This window comes from Lacipirellula sp. (genome assembly GCF_965279485.1).
Lineage (GTDB): Bacteria > Planctomycetota > Planctomycetia > Pirellulales > Lacipirellulaceae > Lacipirellula.
In genome coordinates this window covers 2,881,216-2,894,486 of sequence record NZ_CBDIIC010000002.1, presented here as the reverse complement: position 1 = coordinate 2,894,486, position 13,271 = coordinate 2,881,216, and the positions used below count along the sequence as shown (strand labels likewise).

The following is a 13,271-nucleotide window of genomic DNA, read 5'->3' as shown; positions in this document are numbered from 1 at the left end:
AGCGAAGCCTCTCCGAGACTGGTACGTCGCAGCCCGCACTGCGACGCACCACTCGGAATGAGGCAACGCGATGGACACCTTCGACCCCGCGGCGTACGGACCGGCGTTCACGCCGCTGTTGTCAGGCGATCGGCTCCGATCCCTAGGCGGAGGCCGCGGCGACGCCAACTCACGACGCACGCTGCAGGGGGTGACGCTCGCCACCGCGTTTCGTGACGCCCATCTCGCCGATCTCGACATGGCCCGCTGCTGCCTCGCGGGCCTCTGGCTGCTCCACGACTTCCTCGACGAGTCGCACTCGATCAGCCAGCAGATCGAAACGCCGAGCGGCAGCTTTTGGCATGGCGTGATGCATCGCCGCGAAGGCGATTTCTCCAACGCCAAGTACTGGTTCCGCCACGTGGGGCAGCATGAAGTCTTCGGCGAGCTGGGGTCGGCGATCGCGCAGCTCGGGCTGAGCGACAGCAAGGCGGTGCAGCGCGTGACGGCGAGCGGGGCGTTCGATCCGTACGCGTTCGTCGATGCGTGCGAAGCGGCGGTGCGCAGCGGCGACGATCTTGCGTGCCGCGAGATCCAGCGGCTGGAGTGGGAGCATCTGTTCGACCATTGCTACCGCACGGCGACGGGGGCGTGACGTCGTGATTCGCCACAGAGCCCACGGCGTCCAGAGGGGGTGCCACTGCTGGCTCGTCCAGCAGTGCGCGCCGGGTACACGCTTCGCACTGCTGGACAAGCCAGCAGTGGCACGCAACCGTCTCCTTCTTTCGCCAAATAGGCGGCAATTCTACCAGCGATAGACCTCCCCTATACTGGCCGTTGCGACGCCCTGAAACCCTTGTCTTGGCTCGCCAAAAGCAGACAATAAGTGTCCCTGCAGCGCGTCCCGCCATGCAGGTTGCATCACGCTCACTGCCTTCATGCTGAAAGGTCAAGATATGGGTCGCTCAGGCGCCGTCACGTTTAAGGGAACCCCGCTCACGCTGGCTGGCAAGGCGCTCGCTGTCGGCGACGCGGCTCCCGACTTCAAGCTTCACTACTACAAAGACGGCCTGAAGGAATTGACGTTGGCCGACCTCAAGGGCAAGCCGACGCTGCTGAGCGTCGTCCCCTCGCTCGATACGCCGGTCTGCGCGATCCAAACGAAGAAGTTCAACGAGTCGGTCGCCGCGCTCGGCGACAAGATCAACGCCGTGACGGTCAGCCTCGACCTGCCGTTCGCCCAAGCCCGCTTCTGCGGCGCCGAGGGGATCACGAACATGCGGGTCGGCAGCGACTACCAAGATCGTAACTTCGGCAACAGCTACGGCACGCTGATTGAAGAGCTGAAGATTCTGTCCCGCGCGATCTTCGTGCTCGACGGCGCCGGCAAGGTTGCTTACGTCGAATACGTCCCCGAAGTCGCCAGCGAGCCGAACTACGAACCCGCGCTCGCCGCCGTGAAGTCGCTAGCGTAGCGCCGCCCTCCAAGGTTTGGTTGAAGAATGAATCGAAGGAACGATTCTCGTCCAGACAATTCGTTTTTCCCGCCGGCACATCCGCCACTGCCATTTACCACAGATCGTTGAGAGAATTCGCCATGTCATCGCTCGTGCAAAAGACCGCCCCGTCGTTCTCGTGTCAGGCCGTCATGGCCGACGGCACGTTCCAAGAAGTGAAGCTCGAAGATTACCGCGGCAAGTACGTGCTGCTGTTCTTCTACCCGCTCGACTTCACCTTCGTCTGCCCGACCGAGATCATCGCCTTCTCGGATGCGAACGCCGAGTTCGCGAAGCGCGGCGTTCAGCTGCTGAGCTGCTCGATCGATAGCCACTTCACCCACCTCGCGTGGCGTCAACGTACCCGCTCGGAGGGGGGCCTCGGTGACATCGCTTATCCGATGCTCGCTGACCTCAACCGCAAGATCGGCGAAGAGTACGGCGTCCTCACCGACGACGGCATCGCCCTCCGCGGCCTGTTCCTGATGGACAAGGAAGGCGTCGTTCGCCACCAAGTCGTCAACGACTTGCCGCTCGGCCGCAGCGTCGACGAAGCCCTCCGCATGGTCGACGCGCTGCAGTTCTTCGAAAAGAACGGCGAAGTTTGCCCGGCCAACTGGAAGCAAGGTAGCCTCACCATCAAGCCAGATCCCGAGAAGAGTCTCGAGTACTTCGAAAAGGCGAACCTGCAAACCGCAGGCTAGTCGCCGGAAGGATCCAGCCGGCCGCGGCAGCCAAAAGGGCGCCGCGGCCGGTTCTTTATCTCAAGCTTTTGACCCCAAGCTCGGAGAGTTGACGCATGGCGCGGTTCATCGTCGTTGTTGTCGTTCTGGTCGCGATCGCCTTGCTGGCGAACAAGTATCTGTTGGGCGACGGCGACGCGCCGCCGGCGAAGGGGAAGGCGGCTGCGAAGCAGGATGACGCGAAGGGTGCTGATGCGAAGGGTGCTGATGCGAAGGCGGACGCCGTGGTCGAAGACGCCGAAGAACTCGCCGTCGATGCGGCCGCCGAGAAAGCCGCAGCGGGCGGTCCTGCTCCTGAGTTCCCTGCGGAAGATGCGGGCGAAGAAGCCGCTGCCGACGCCGTCGCCTCGGCCGACGTCGACACCGATCTGGAGCAAGAGCCGGGCATTGAGCCGAAGCTCGACGCGGCCGCTGATCTCCCCGCCCCCGGCGAGAAAATCACGAAGATGCTCCCCGCCGAAACGGTCCAGCTGAGCGATCCCTCGCTGACGGCCGGCATCCCTGGCGAAGGCGAGATTACGCTTGAGGAAATGGAAGTCTGGCTCGCCGAACCGAAGAACCACGTCGTGCTGAAGCCCGAACTGCCGCTCGGCCTCAAGGCAGGCGAAGCGGAGATGAAGGGGCTCGACGAGAACCCGCTCACTCGCGCGAAGATTGAACTCGGCCGGCAACTCTACTTCGATCCGCGGCTCTCGTCCGATGCATCGGTCAGCTGTGCAAGCTGCCACGCCCCCGAGACTGGCTATGCCGCGGCGACGAAGTTCGGCGTCGGCGTCGAAGGGCAGGAGGGGAATCGCAACTCGCCCACCGCGTACAACCGCATCCTTAGCGGGGCCCAATTCTGGGATGGCCGGGCCGCGTCGCTTGAAGAGCAGGCGAAGGGCCCGATCGCGAATCCGATTGAGATGTCAAACACTCACGAAGCCTGCATCGAGTGCCTCCGCGGCATTCCCGGCTACGTGAAGCAGTTCAACCTGGTGTTCGAAGACGGCCTGACGATCGACAACGTCGCCAAGGCGATCGCGTCGTTCGAGCGGACTCTCGTCACCGGCCCGGCGCCGTGGGATTACTACACGGAGCTCGACAACTTCCAGCAGCAGTACGCCGCCGACATCGAAGACCTCGACGCGCTGAAGGAAGAGGACGAAGAGCTGTACGACGAATACATGGCCCTGAAGAAGGCCTCCGACGATCATCCGATCAGCGAGAGCGCCATCCGCGGCGGCAAGCTCTTCTTCAGCGAGCAGGCGGGCTGCACCGCATGCCATCTCGGCGCCAACTTTACCGACGAGAAGTACCACAACCTCGGCGTCGGCATGGATGCGAAGGAACCCGATCTCGGCCGCTTCGTGATCTCGAACGAAGAAATCGACAAGGGCGCCTTCAAGACGCCGACCTGCCGCAACGTGGCGCAGACCGCTCCGTACATGCACGATGGCTCGCAAGCGACGCTCGAAGAGGTCGTCGAGTGGTACGCCAAGGGTGGCCATCCGAATGCGTGGCTGAGCGAGAAGGTGAAGAAGCTAGAACTGAGCGATCAAGACAAGGCCGACCTCGTCGCCTTCATGAAGGAAGGTCTCACCGGCGAGCTGCCGCAGGTCGAGGAAGACCGCCTGCTGCCTGACGCGGAGGTGGCGAAGGAGAAGGCGGAAGAGGAGCTGAAGGAAGAGAAGGCCGAAGCCAAAGCGGCGTGAGCTTCCCTAGCCCCGGGCTCCGCCCGGGGGTGGGTTTCCATTCCGTTTGGCAACGTCGCGCGATGTGGCGGCCGACCCCCGGGCGGAGCCCGGGGCTAGAATCGCGTCGGCGTTCTACTCCTCAACCACCCGCGTCTCAATCACGCGGGCGTCAATAATCTGATCCCCGCGCGGCGTGTGCACCGCCCGCCCGCTCTCGTCGACCGTAAAACGGCTGAACGTCGCCGCTTTGCCGAACTTCGCCGCTAGCGAGCGGCGAATGAACGCCCGCGTCGGCGGCAGCAGCAGGGCGATGCCGATAATGTCGCCGAGCACGCCGGGGATGATCAGCAGCACCGCGGCCAGGCCGATCAGCAGGCCGTCGGTCAGTTCCGCGGCGGGCATCGCGCCGGCCGCCATCTGGCTCCGCATCCGCAGCGCGGACCGCAGCCCCTCGCGTCGCGCGAGCCAAGCTCCCAGGAACCCGGCGCCTAAAACGATCAGCAATGTCGGAACCAATCCTAGCGCCCTTCCCAGCGAAATGAGCAGAATCATCTCCACGATGATGTAGCCGAACACAAAGAGTACCAGCGTGCGAAGCATCGGGGGAGCGTTGGTCCTTTCGGAAGCGAAACGGCGAGGCGGTGATCACGGGGGGGCGGCTGCTCGATGGCGCCCCATAGGGACTTCGTCGGCAGGCCGCGAATCTTCCGCGGCCACGGTGTTAGCCGCGACCTCATCAATAGTATGCGCCGGCCGCGATCCTTGGAAACGCCGGTTTGTGGAACTAGGGTTGACGTGATTGTGTACATGTGTACACAATCGACGGTGCGGCCTCGATTCGCCGCATGGTTCGACGCTTCCAGCCATGGCACGATGATGAGCGGCGCCAATTCACGACCGAACATTCGCGGCCGGGCCGCGGGGGTGCAGCCGGACAATCCGTACCTCCACACGCGGCAGGTCGACGATTTCGAGCACGTCGCCGAGGACGAGGAGTACCTCGACGCGCTCGACCGCCCGCCGACGCAGTACCTCGACGATGAGTCGCAGTCGATCGTCGCCACGAATGACAGCCCAGACGTTTCCTTCAACTACAGCGTGAACCCATACCGCGGCTGCAGCCACGGGTGCAGCTACTGCTACGCTCGTCCCGGGCACGAGTACCTCGGCATGAGCGCGGGGATCGACTTCGAAACGAAGATTCTCGTCAAACGCCGCGCCCCCGAACTGCTGCGGGCGTTCCTCGCGCGGCCGAAGTGGACGGCCGAGACGATCGTCTTCTCCGGCGTGACCGACTGCTATCAGCCGGCGGAGCGAGAGTTCAAGCTGACGCGCGGCTGCCTGGAGGTGCTCGCCGAGTGTCGTCAGCCGGTCGGTCTCATCACCAAGAACGCGCTCATCACGCGCGACGTCGACTTACTGCAGGAGTTGGCCGCTCATCAGGCAGTGCGCGTGGCGATCAGCGTCACCACGCTCGACCAGTCGCTCGTCCGCGTGATGGAACCGCGAACCAGCGCCCCGACGGCGCGACTGCGGGCGATCGAAACGCTTGCCAAGGCCGGGGTGCCGACGAACGTGATGATCGGCCCAATCATCCCCGGACTGACCGACAGCGAAGTCCCTGCGATTCTCAAGGCCGCCAGCGAAGCGGGAGCGATCGGCGTCCATCACACGATCCTGCGGCTCCCTACGACGGTGAAAGACGTCTTCCTCGACTGGATCGCCCGGCAGCGGCCGAATCACGCCGCGAAGGTCGAAGCCTTCGTTCGCGCCGCCCGTGGCGGCAAGCTGAATACGCCTGAGTTCGGCAAACGGATGCGCGGCACGGGGCCTCTGGCGGATCAGATCGAACAGACGCTGCGCGTATTCACCAAGCGGTACGGGCTCGACGGCAAGTCGCCGCCGCTGAGCAACAAAGCGTTCCGCCCGCCGCGGATCAGCGGCGAGCAGTTGCCGCTGTTTTGAGAGCTCTAGCCCCGGGCTCCGCCCGGGGGTGAGTTTCCATTCCGTTTGGCAACGTCGGCGATGTGGCGGTCGACCCCCGGGCGGAGCCCGGGGCTAGAAGGCGGACGAGCTTGCGGGTTACTTCTCTAAACCCTCGGGTACGCCGTTGGGGAACTCTTCGGCAATCACCCGCTTGATGTACTCCACCCGATTCGCCGGCTTCGGGTGCGTGCTGAGGAACTCCGGCGGGCCGCCCGCGCCGCCGCTTGCTTCGTCGAGGATCTGCATCACGTCGATCATCGCCCGCGGGTCGTAGCCAGCCATCGCCATCAGGCGGACGCCCCACTTGTCGCTTTCAAGTTCGGCGTCGCGGCCGTAGCTGGTGCTTAGGACCGACGAAACCATCTGGCCCATTTGAGCGCTGTTCATGTCGCCGCCGAGCACGCCGACGGCGCCGGCGATCCCTTGGAACATTCCCTGTCGCGCCATTTGCTTATTGGCGTGGCGGGAGAGGACGTGGCCGATCTCGTGGCCGAGCACGCCGGCGAGTTGGCCCTTCGTCGTGAACTTGTCGTAGAGCGCCTGGGTGATGAAGACCGGCCCGCCAGGCAGGGCGAAGGCGTTCACCGTTTGCGGATCGGCGAGCAGCGTGAAGCGGAAGGCGTCACGATATGGGTTGTGGCGATCGTGTTGCTTGAGGTCGCGGTCGAGCGCATCGAGCAGTTGGTTGCCGACGATGTTTACCGCCTGCTGCCCGCCGCGATCGCGCGACTGGCCGCCATGCATGTCGACCATTTCGGGGGCGGCTTGCAAGCCGAGCTGGATCTCTTCCTCGGGATCGATCAGCGCGACGCGTTCGACTTCGCCGGTGACTTCGTTCATGTCACCGGGCTTGAGATAGTAGCTCAGCACGGCGAAGCCGACGATGGCGAGCGCGATGAGCAGCCGGGCCTTGAGGCCGTTCGACCGCCCGTCCGACGAACCGCCGAAGGGGGACCGCCCGCCGGAGCTGCGCGACCGTTGTTGGGGAAACGGAAAGGGGCTGGGCAATCGCATGGCGACGGTTCCGCGGTTTTGCAAGAGAAGTGGCCGGTAGTACTATAGCAGGCGGCCGAAGCTGAGGAAAATTCGGCGTTATCAGGAGCCGCTATGAACCGTTCGCCCCGAGTCGAGATCGTGTACTGCACCCAATGCCGCTGGCTGCTGCGCGCTGCGTGGATGGGGCAGGAACTGCTGTCGACGTTCGCCGAGGAACTGGGCGAGGTGGCCTTGGCGCCGGGGACGGGGGGCGTGTTTCAGATTCGCGTGAACGAGGAGCTCGTGTGGGATCGCGCGGAGCGAGAGGGGTTTCCGGATATCAAGGAGTTGAAGCAGTTGATAAGAGATCGGATTGCGCCGGAGAAGGAGCTCGGCCACAGCGAGAAGAAGTGATCTCGTTCCCACGCTTCGCGTAGGTCAGGCTTTCAGCCTGACGACGCACCGAATGGTTCTGCTGGGGGGAGTGTTACGCGCACCGACGTCCAGCGGAATGGAAGCCGACCCCCGGGCGGAGCCCGGGGCTAGAAGTGTGGGCACGCTCACTCATCCGGCTTGCGGCGCTTGCGTTGCCGGCCTTGCGGGGCGAACATCCGCTGCACGGCTTGCACGCCTTCGATCAGCCGATCGACTTCTTCCAGCGTGTTGTACAGATAAAAGCTCGCCCGCGTGCTGGCGGCGATGCCGAGGTGGGCGTGCAGCGGCTGCGTGCAGTGGTGGCCCGCTCGCACGGCGACGCCGAACTGGTCGTTCAGCACCTGGGCGAACTCATGGGCGTGCACTTTCTCGAAGGCGAAGCTCACCAAGCCCGCGCGATGTTCCGGCGCTGGGCCGAGGATCCGCAGGCCTTCGATTTGCGAGAGGGCGTCGTAGGCGTAGCGGGTCAGTTCGAACTCGTGGCGGTGGATCGCGTCGAGGCCGATCGATTGCAGGTAGTCGATCGCCGCGCTCATGCCGATCGCGGGAACGATCGGCGGCGTGCCGGCCTCGAACTTCGCGGGGAGCGCCGCGGGGGTGAAGCTGTCGAGCTTCACTTCGTTGATCATGCTGCCGCCGCCGAGGAAGGGGGGCATCGCGTCGAGCAGTGATTCTTTGCCGTAGAGGACGCCGACGCCCGACGGGCCGAGCATCTTGTGGCCGCTGAACGCGAGGAAGTCGATGTCGAGCGCCTGCACGTCGACCGCGAGATGCGGCACGCTTTGCGCCGCGTCGATCAGTACGAGCGCTCCGGCAGCGTGAGCCTTGGCGACGATTTCGGCGACGGGGTTGATCGTGCCGAGCGTGTTCGACACGGCGGCGACGGCGACGAGCTTCGTGCGTTCGTTAAGTAGCTGCTCGAACGCCGGCATGTCGAGCCGGCCGTCCTCGGTGAGCGGAATATGCCGCAGCACGGTGCCGGTTCGCTGGGCGAGTTGCTGCCAGGGGACGAGGTTCGAGTGATGCTCCATCACCGAGAGGATGATCTCGTCGCCGGCGCGGAGGTTGGCGTCGCCCCAACTGCGGGCGACGGTGTTGATCGACGCGGTGGTCCCTGAGGTGAAGATCACTTCGTGGAACTCGCGGGCGTTGATCAGCTGCTGGACGCTGCGGCGGGCGGTCTCGTACTGCTCGGTGCTGAGCTCGCTGAGCGTGTGAATGCCGCGATGGACGTTGGCGTAAGTGCGCTCGTAGACGCCGCTGATGGCGTCGATCACCTGCCGCGGCCGCTGGGTGCTGGCGGCGTTGTCGAGAAACGCAAGCGGCTGATGGTGGCCGACTTCTTCGCTGAGGATCGGGAAGTCGTTGCGCAGCGCGACCGGCAGCAGGGCGGTGCGATCGATCGCGGCGGTCGTTGGTGGCATTTTTTATTTCTTGGGGGAGCTAACCACGAAGGCTCTAAGGCACTAAGAGAAGCACGAAGAAGACTGAATGGTTGGGTTCGTTGCTAAACAGTCGCTTGGGATTTCTTCGTGTGTTCTTTGCGCCGTCGTGTCTTGGTGGTTAGTCTTTTTCAGTTGTCGGTCGTTAGCGGCGAGTGGACGGCCGATTGCAGGACCTTCCAGGAGAGGAGGCAGCACTTTTGGCGGTTCGGCGTGAGCCGCGGACCGTAGAGGGCGAGCATTTGCTCGGCAGTGAATGATTTGATGTCGTCGACGGTCTTACCGTACATCTCTTCGATGAGCATCGAGGCCGAGGCTTGGCTGATGACGCAGCCGTCGCCGTTGAAGTAGACGTTCTTGATCTTGCCGTCGTCGTCGAGGGCGAGCTCGATCCGCACCACGTCGCCGCAGAGGGGGTTCTTGTCTTCGTGAGCGTGCGTCGCCTCGGCGAGATGCCCGCGATGGAACGGATCCTCGTAATGGTCGAGGATGTGCTCCTGATAGAATTCTTCTTCGGAAGGCATGTGCGAAGGTAGCTAGGCGCTAGTTGGAAGGCGCGAGGCGCTAGGAATCGAAAGCGAGCCGCGGGGCTTGTCCCCGCGGTCTTGGCGGCGTTATTCCCCAGGCAGGGATAGCGCAGCCGTGATCCGATCCCTCATTATAAGAGGGGGGGAATTGAGGGGCTAGGTTCGCGGGAGCGGGGCGTGGTACACGGTCCGGGGGCGGGGACGCCTCGGCTCGCTTCTCTTACTGAACCCTGAACCCTTTTACCACGCTTTATCGCGGAGGATTTCCGTTGCGGCGTTTTTGCCGCAGGAGCCCATCACGCCGCCGCCGGGGTGGCTGGCGGCGCCGCACAGGTAGAGGCCCGGCACCGGGGTGCGGTGATCCGCCCAGCCGGCGACCGGCCGGAAGCAGTAGAGCTGATGCGGAGACATCGCCCCCTGCATGATGTTGCCGCCGGTGATGCCGTAGACCCGTTCGAGGTCGAGCGGGCTGAGCACTTGCCGATGCTCGATCGCCTTCGGCACGTTCGGGGCGTACTGGGCCAGCACCTCGATGCAGCGGTCGGCGAACGCTTCTTTGCGTTCGTCCCACGTGCCGCTCGCGAGCTTGTACGGGGCATATTGGACGAACATCGACAAGATGTGCTTGCCGGGCGGGGCGAGCGTTTCGTCGACGCTGGTGGCCATCGTCATCTCGAGGATCGGGCTGCTGCTCGGTTCGCCGTACTTCGCTTCATCGTAAGCGCGGTCGAGGTAGTCGAGCGTCGGGCCGATGTGCATCGTGCCGTGATGGTGCGGCATGACGCCGGTGCCGGGCAGCGCGGTGAACTGCGGCGGCTCGGAGAGGGCAACGTTGATCTTCGCCGACGCGCTGGCGTAGTCGATCCGCGAGACGGCGGTGCGGAACTCCTCGGGCAGCACTTGCGGATCGAGCAGTTTCTCGAAGGTGACGTGAGCGTCGGCGCTCGACGCGACGACGCGGGCTTCGAGCTGCGTGCCGTCTTCGAGCCCTACGCCGCAGGCGCCGTGGCGATCGGTTTGAATCGAGTTGACGGGCGACTCGCGGCGGACGTCGACGCCGAGATCGCGGCAGGCCTTTTCGAGGGCCGTCGCGAGGCCGCCCATGCCGCCGCGGACGTAACCCCACACGCCGCGAGCGCCGCCGGCTTCGCCCATCACGTGATGGAGCAGCACGTACGCGCTGCCGGGCGAGCTGATGCCGGTGAAGGCGCCGATGATCGCGTCTGTGGCGAGGGTGGCTTTGAGGATCTCGCTCTCGAACCAGCGCTCAAGGATCGGCCGCGCGGCGCCGGTGAGGATTTCGACCGCTTCGGGAAGATCGGCGCCGAGGGCCTTCAGCGCGCCGTGGAGTTGCCACAGCTTCTTGCCGTCGCGGAGCCGCTTGCCCATGCCGATCTTGCGCCAGTGTTCCGGCAGCGGCAGCGGATCGGGGGCGGTTTCGTTGAGCGCCGGTTCGAGCGTCGCGGCGATCCGTTCGAGCAGCGCGTTGTAGCGCGGGTACGCGGTTGCATCGCGGATGCTGAACTTGCTGATCTCGCGCTCGGCCATCGCCGCGTCGGGGCCGAGCGTGAGGCTGCGGCCATCGGGGAGCGGCGTGAACGACGAGGGATTGCGCGGCAGAATCTCGAGCCCGTACTGCGGCAGCCGCAGTTCGCGGAGGATGCCCATTTGAAACAGGCTGATCACATACGCGGCGGTCGAAACTTTGTAGCCGGGCCACAGCTCTTCGGTGGTCGCGCAGCCGCCAAGGACGTGGCGGCGTTCGAGGACGCACACGCTGCGGCCCGCTTTGGCGAGGTACGCGGCGCAGACGAGGCCGTTGTGGCCGCCGCCGATGATGATGCAATCAAACTTGCCATGCTGAGCCATGCCCACACCGCTTCCTTGCTAGCAGTCTCGTGAGAGACGACTGTGAATCACGCTATGATCGCGTCTCCCTAGCATCGGTTATCTCGCGCTGGTGACATGATTTCTAGATCGCTGCGGTCATTCTCGCTGTGTTGCTTCTAGCCCCGGGCTTTGCCCGGGGGTGGGTTTCTATTCTGTTTGGCTACGTCGCGCGGTGTGGTAACCGACCCCCCGGGCGGAGCCCGGGGCTAGGGGAAACAAATGCCGAGCGTTTTAGACTCCTAGAAGCTTCGCGGTGGCGTGCCACTCAAGTTCGCCGCAGCCGGCGCCGAGCGGGGGGGCGATGCGGAGCGATGCCACCGAACCTTTCGCGAAGCGAATGAGTGCGTCGCCGTCGCCGATGAGGGCGGCCGTGAGCAGGCTGACATCGGGGGCGTGGCCGACCCAGGCGATCGAATCGACCTGTTGCTGGCGGGTCCAGGCGATGAGTTCGGCGAAGTCGCTACCAGGCTGCAATGCGTCGAGTTCGGTAATCTGCGGCGACTGCGTGGAGTGTGCGGCGGCGATCTCGGCGGTTTGTCGACAGCGGACATAGGGGCTCGTGGCGATCGCTTGCGGGGCGAAACCGCGTTCGCCGAGGAGTTCGACGACGCGGGCGAAGCGCTCGACGCCTGCATCTTCAAGGGGCCGCTGCGAATCGTCGGGCCACCGCGGGTCGCCATGCTCGTAGGCCCAGGCGTGACGGATGATGTAGAGGTGCATAGGCGTGGTGATCGGTTACTGGTGATCGGTCATTGGTAGGAGCGAATTGGCCGGCTATCGATTTCGCCAGATGAGGCGATCGTCGATCTTCAATTTGCGTTGCAGGTGCTCGATCTCCGCGCGAAATCGTTTCGCATCGTTTGGGTAGCCCGCGGTTGGTTTCAGGCCGGGGAGACGAGTCGTCCAAAAATCGTTGAACGCTCGCATCGCGAGTTCGCGGTGGTACTTGGCGGTCATCGAGGCGAGAGCAGTCGGCAGTTGCTCTTCGCCGCCGACGCGGAAGGTCGCTTCGATCGGGGCGTCGCGATGCGTCCAGCGGTAGCGGCTGGCGGCGCGGCCTTCGTCGAGCGTTTCGATCCAGCTGTCGGGGAAGTGGTGTTGGAGGATCGCCGCGTAGCGATTGCGGCCGCCGTGTTTGTCTAGAGTGAGGTGGCAGGGTTCGGGGTTCAGGGGTCGGGGGGGAGGGGAGGCGGTAGGGGTCGAGGTTTGGAACTCAGGGGGGAAGAGCGTGGCTTGGGTTTGGGAGCGATTGCGAGCGGAGGCGTTCGCAGAACGGCGAGCCGGAGGGTTTATCCTTCCGGTCATCAGCGCCGCGTCGACTGTTTCACGCACCAGTTCCAGGGTGAGATGCGACAGCGCCGCTCCCTTCGTGCCGTGCTGGTCGACGAGGTCGTTGAACTCAGCGGGATAAATCAGCTTCGCGCGAACGCTGAGCAACGCGACGCCATTGGCGGCGGCGACTTCGCGGAAGAGGGCGGCTGCCGTGCAGATTTCCTCGGCGACCGCATCGAGTGGCAGCGGCAGGTCGTCGCCGGCGTGGCAGGCGGGTTCGTGGCGACGCGATTTTTGATCGGCGAGCGTGGCGGCGAGCAGTGCCTTCACGTGTTCAACGCATGTTTCGTGCGGCGTCGGCGACGCGTTCATGAGGGCCGCGAGGACGCCGCGTTCGAGATGGCGGATGCCGAGGCCTGGTTTGTAGAGCTGTTTTGAATCGGCGATGGCGATTCGTTCGGGGCACTCTTGGGGGGAGCGGACGACTGATTTTTTTAGGAGTTTGTAGAGGTCGATTGCTGGGGGGCGTTTGGCGGTTTTGGTTGAGGAGGCCGGGGGCGAGGACGCCCCGGCTCGCTGTTTCGTTTTTGCTGAACCCTGACGGCTGAACCCTTCCTCAACTCGCCAAGCGGTGGCGGCGATCGCTAGCGGGCCGTAGTTCGGTCCGTAGCCGGCTTCGTCGACGCCGATGAGGATGGGCATGAGTTGGCCGTACGGACGGAGTGGTTGCTGGATTGGTGTCGTGTCGCGTCGCTGCCTGTCGTGAATGCGATTTTAGGCGACACTAAGTTGGCGGGATTAAGTTGTTTAGCAGTAACGCGTTAGGGTCATTTGTCGTGTCCTTAGTGTC

The 13,271-nt window shown here is 64.3% G+C and carries 13 protein-coding genes; 6 read left to right on the top strand and 7 right to left on the bottom strand.

Going from position 1 to position 13,271, the window contains the following annotated elements; genetic code table 11:
• The first annotated feature begins 70 nt into the window (after window positions 1-70).
• The 4 genes from ACQY7R_RS19175 to ACQY7R_RS19160 all read left to right on the top strand — a co-directional run bounded on the left by ACQY7R_RS19175 (window position 71) and on the right by ACQY7R_RS19160 (window position 3,912).
• Complete coding sequence (locus ACQY7R_RS19175) at window positions 71-634, top strand: hypothetical protein (protein ID WP_428307175.1); 564 nt, start codon at window positions 71-73, stop codon at window positions 632-634.
• A 301-nt stretch (window positions 635-935) separates the two neighbouring features.
• Window positions 936-1,454 carry a thiol peroxidase gene (gene tpx / locus ACQY7R_RS19170; protein WP_428308909.1) on the top strand — a complete coding sequence of 173 codons (519 nt, stop codon included), beginning with the start codon at window positions 936-938 and terminating at the stop codon, window positions 1,452-1,454.
• Window positions 1,455-1,576: 122 nt separating this feature from the next.
• Window positions 1,577-2,179: a peroxiredoxin gene (locus ACQY7R_RS19165; protein ID WP_428307174.1), complete on the top strand. Its 603-nt coding sequence runs from the start codon at window positions 1,577-1,579 to the stop codon at window positions 2,177-2,179.
• Between the two features lie 95 nt (window positions 2,180-2,274).
• The gene (locus ACQY7R_RS19160) at window positions 2,275-3,912 is read left to right on the top strand and encodes a cytochrome-c peroxidase (protein ID WP_428307173.1); all 1,638 of its coding nucleotides are present in this window, start codon (window positions 2,275-2,277) and stop codon (window positions 3,910-3,912) included.
• A 114-nt stretch (window positions 3,913-4,026) separates the two neighbouring features.
• On the opposite strand, the gene ACQY7R_RS19155 is transcribed toward ACQY7R_RS19160, so the two are convergent.
• The gene (locus ACQY7R_RS19155) at window positions 4,027-4,494 is read right to left on the bottom strand and encodes an FxsA family protein (protein WP_428307172.1); all 468 of its coding nucleotides are present in this window, start codon (window positions 4,492-4,494) and stop codon (window positions 4,027-4,029) included.
• A gap of 225 nt (window positions 4,495-4,719) precedes the next feature.
• On the opposite strand from ACQY7R_RS19155, the gene ACQY7R_RS19150 reads away from it, so the two are divergent.
• On the top strand, window positions 4,720-5,859 hold the full coding sequence (locus tag ACQY7R_RS19150) for a PA0069 family radical SAM protein (RefSeq protein ID WP_428307171.1): 1,140 nt from the start codon (window positions 4,720-4,722) through the stop codon (window positions 5,857-5,859).
• A gap of 117 nt (window positions 5,860-5,976) precedes the next feature.
• Here the strand turns inward: ACQY7R_RS19150 and ACQY7R_RS19145 are convergent, their stop codons facing one another.
• Entirely contained in the window at window positions 5,977-6,894 is a 918-nt protein-coding gene (locus ACQY7R_RS19145) for a M48 family metalloprotease (RefSeq protein ID WP_428307170.1), read from the bottom strand.
• A gap of 93 nt (window positions 6,895-6,987) precedes the next feature.
• On the opposite strand from ACQY7R_RS19145, the gene ACQY7R_RS19140 reads away from it, so the two are divergent.
• Window positions 6,988-7,269 (top strand): SelT/SelW/SelH family protein, encoded by a 282-nt coding sequence (locus tag ACQY7R_RS19140; protein ID WP_428307169.1) that lies wholly within the window; start codon window positions 6,988-6,990, stop codon window positions 7,267-7,269.
• Window positions 7,270-7,415: 146 nt separating this feature from the next.
• Here the strand turns inward: ACQY7R_RS19140 and ACQY7R_RS19135 are convergent, their stop codons facing one another.
• The 5 genes from ACQY7R_RS19135 to ACQY7R_RS19115 form a co-directional block, all read right to left on the bottom strand.
• Window positions 7,416-8,714, bottom strand: coding sequence for an aminotransferase class V-fold PLP-dependent enzyme (locus ACQY7R_RS19135; RefSeq protein ID WP_428307168.1), 1,299 nt, complete (start codon window positions 8,712-8,714; stop codon window positions 7,416-7,418).
• 149 nt (window positions 8,715-8,863) lie between these two features.
• Window positions 8,864-9,256 carry a Fe-S cluster assembly sulfur transfer protein SufU gene (gene sufU / locus ACQY7R_RS19130; RefSeq protein ID WP_428307167.1) on the bottom strand — a complete coding sequence of 131 codons (393 nt, stop codon included), beginning with the start codon at window positions 9,254-9,256 and terminating at the stop codon, window positions 8,864-8,866.
• Window positions 9,257-9,499: 243 nt separating this feature from the next.
• A complete protein-coding gene (locus ACQY7R_RS19125) occupies window positions 9,500-11,128 on the bottom strand; it encodes a phytoene desaturase family protein (protein ID WP_428307166.1) in 1,629 nt (542 codons plus the stop codon).
• A gap of 252 nt (window positions 11,129-11,380) precedes the next feature.
• A complete protein-coding gene (locus ACQY7R_RS19120) occupies window positions 11,381-11,869 on the bottom strand; it encodes a SixA phosphatase family protein (RefSeq protein ID WP_428307165.1) in 489 nt (162 codons plus the stop codon).
• 54 nt (window positions 11,870-11,923) lie between these two features.
• The gene (locus ACQY7R_RS19115) at window positions 11,924-13,123 is read right to left on the bottom strand and encodes a hypothetical protein (protein ID WP_428307164.1); all 1,200 of its coding nucleotides are present in this window, start codon (window positions 13,121-13,123) and stop codon (window positions 11,924-11,926) included.
• Window positions 13,124-13,271: the final 148 nt, after the last annotated feature.

Bases quoted from the DNA above. Each gene is read 5' to 3' on its own strand.
- ACQY7R_RS19175 (WP_428307175.1), top strand. From the start codon at position 71: ATGGACACCTTCGACCCCGCGGCGTACGGACCGGCGTTCACGCCGCTG.
- tpx (WP_428308909.1), top strand. From the start codon at position 936: ATGGGTCGCTCAGGCGCCGTCACGTTTAAGGGAACCCCGCTCACGCTG.
- ACQY7R_RS19165 (WP_428307174.1), top strand. From the start codon at position 1,577: ATGTCATCGCTCGTGCAAAAGACCGCCCCGTCGTTCTCGTGTCAGGCC.
- ACQY7R_RS19160 (WP_428307173.1), top strand. From the start codon at position 2,275: ATGGCGCGGTTCATCGTCGTTGTTGTCGTTCTGGTCGCGATCGCCTTG.
- ACQY7R_RS19155 (WP_428307172.1), bottom strand. From the start codon at position 4,494: ATGCTTCGCACGCTGGTACTCTTTGTGTTCGGCTACATCATCGTGGAG.
- ACQY7R_RS19145 (WP_428307170.1), bottom strand. From the start codon at position 6,894: ATGCGATTGCCCAGCCCCTTTCCGTTTCCCCAACAACGGTCGCGCAGC.
- ACQY7R_RS19140 (WP_428307169.1), top strand. From the start codon at position 6,988: ATGAACCGTTCGCCCCGAGTCGAGATCGTGTACTGCACCCAATGCCGC.
- ACQY7R_RS19135 (WP_428307168.1), bottom strand. From the start codon at position 8,714: ATGCCACCAACGACCGCCGCGATCGATCGCACCGCCCTGCTGCCGGTC.
- sufU (WP_428307167.1), bottom strand. From the start codon at position 9,256: ATGCCTTCCGAAGAAGAATTCTATCAGGAGCACATCCTCGACCATTAC.
- ACQY7R_RS19125 (WP_428307166.1), bottom strand. From the start codon at position 11,128: ATGGCTCAGCATGGCAAGTTTGATTGCATCATCATCGGCGGCGGCCAC.
- ACQY7R_RS19120 (WP_428307165.1), bottom strand. From the start codon at position 11,869: ATGCACCTCTACATCATCCGTCACGCCTGGGCCTACGAGCATGGCGAC.
- ACQY7R_RS19115 (WP_428307164.1), bottom strand. From the start codon at position 13,123: ATGCCCATCCTCATCGGCGTCGACGAAGCCGGCTACGGACCGAACTAC.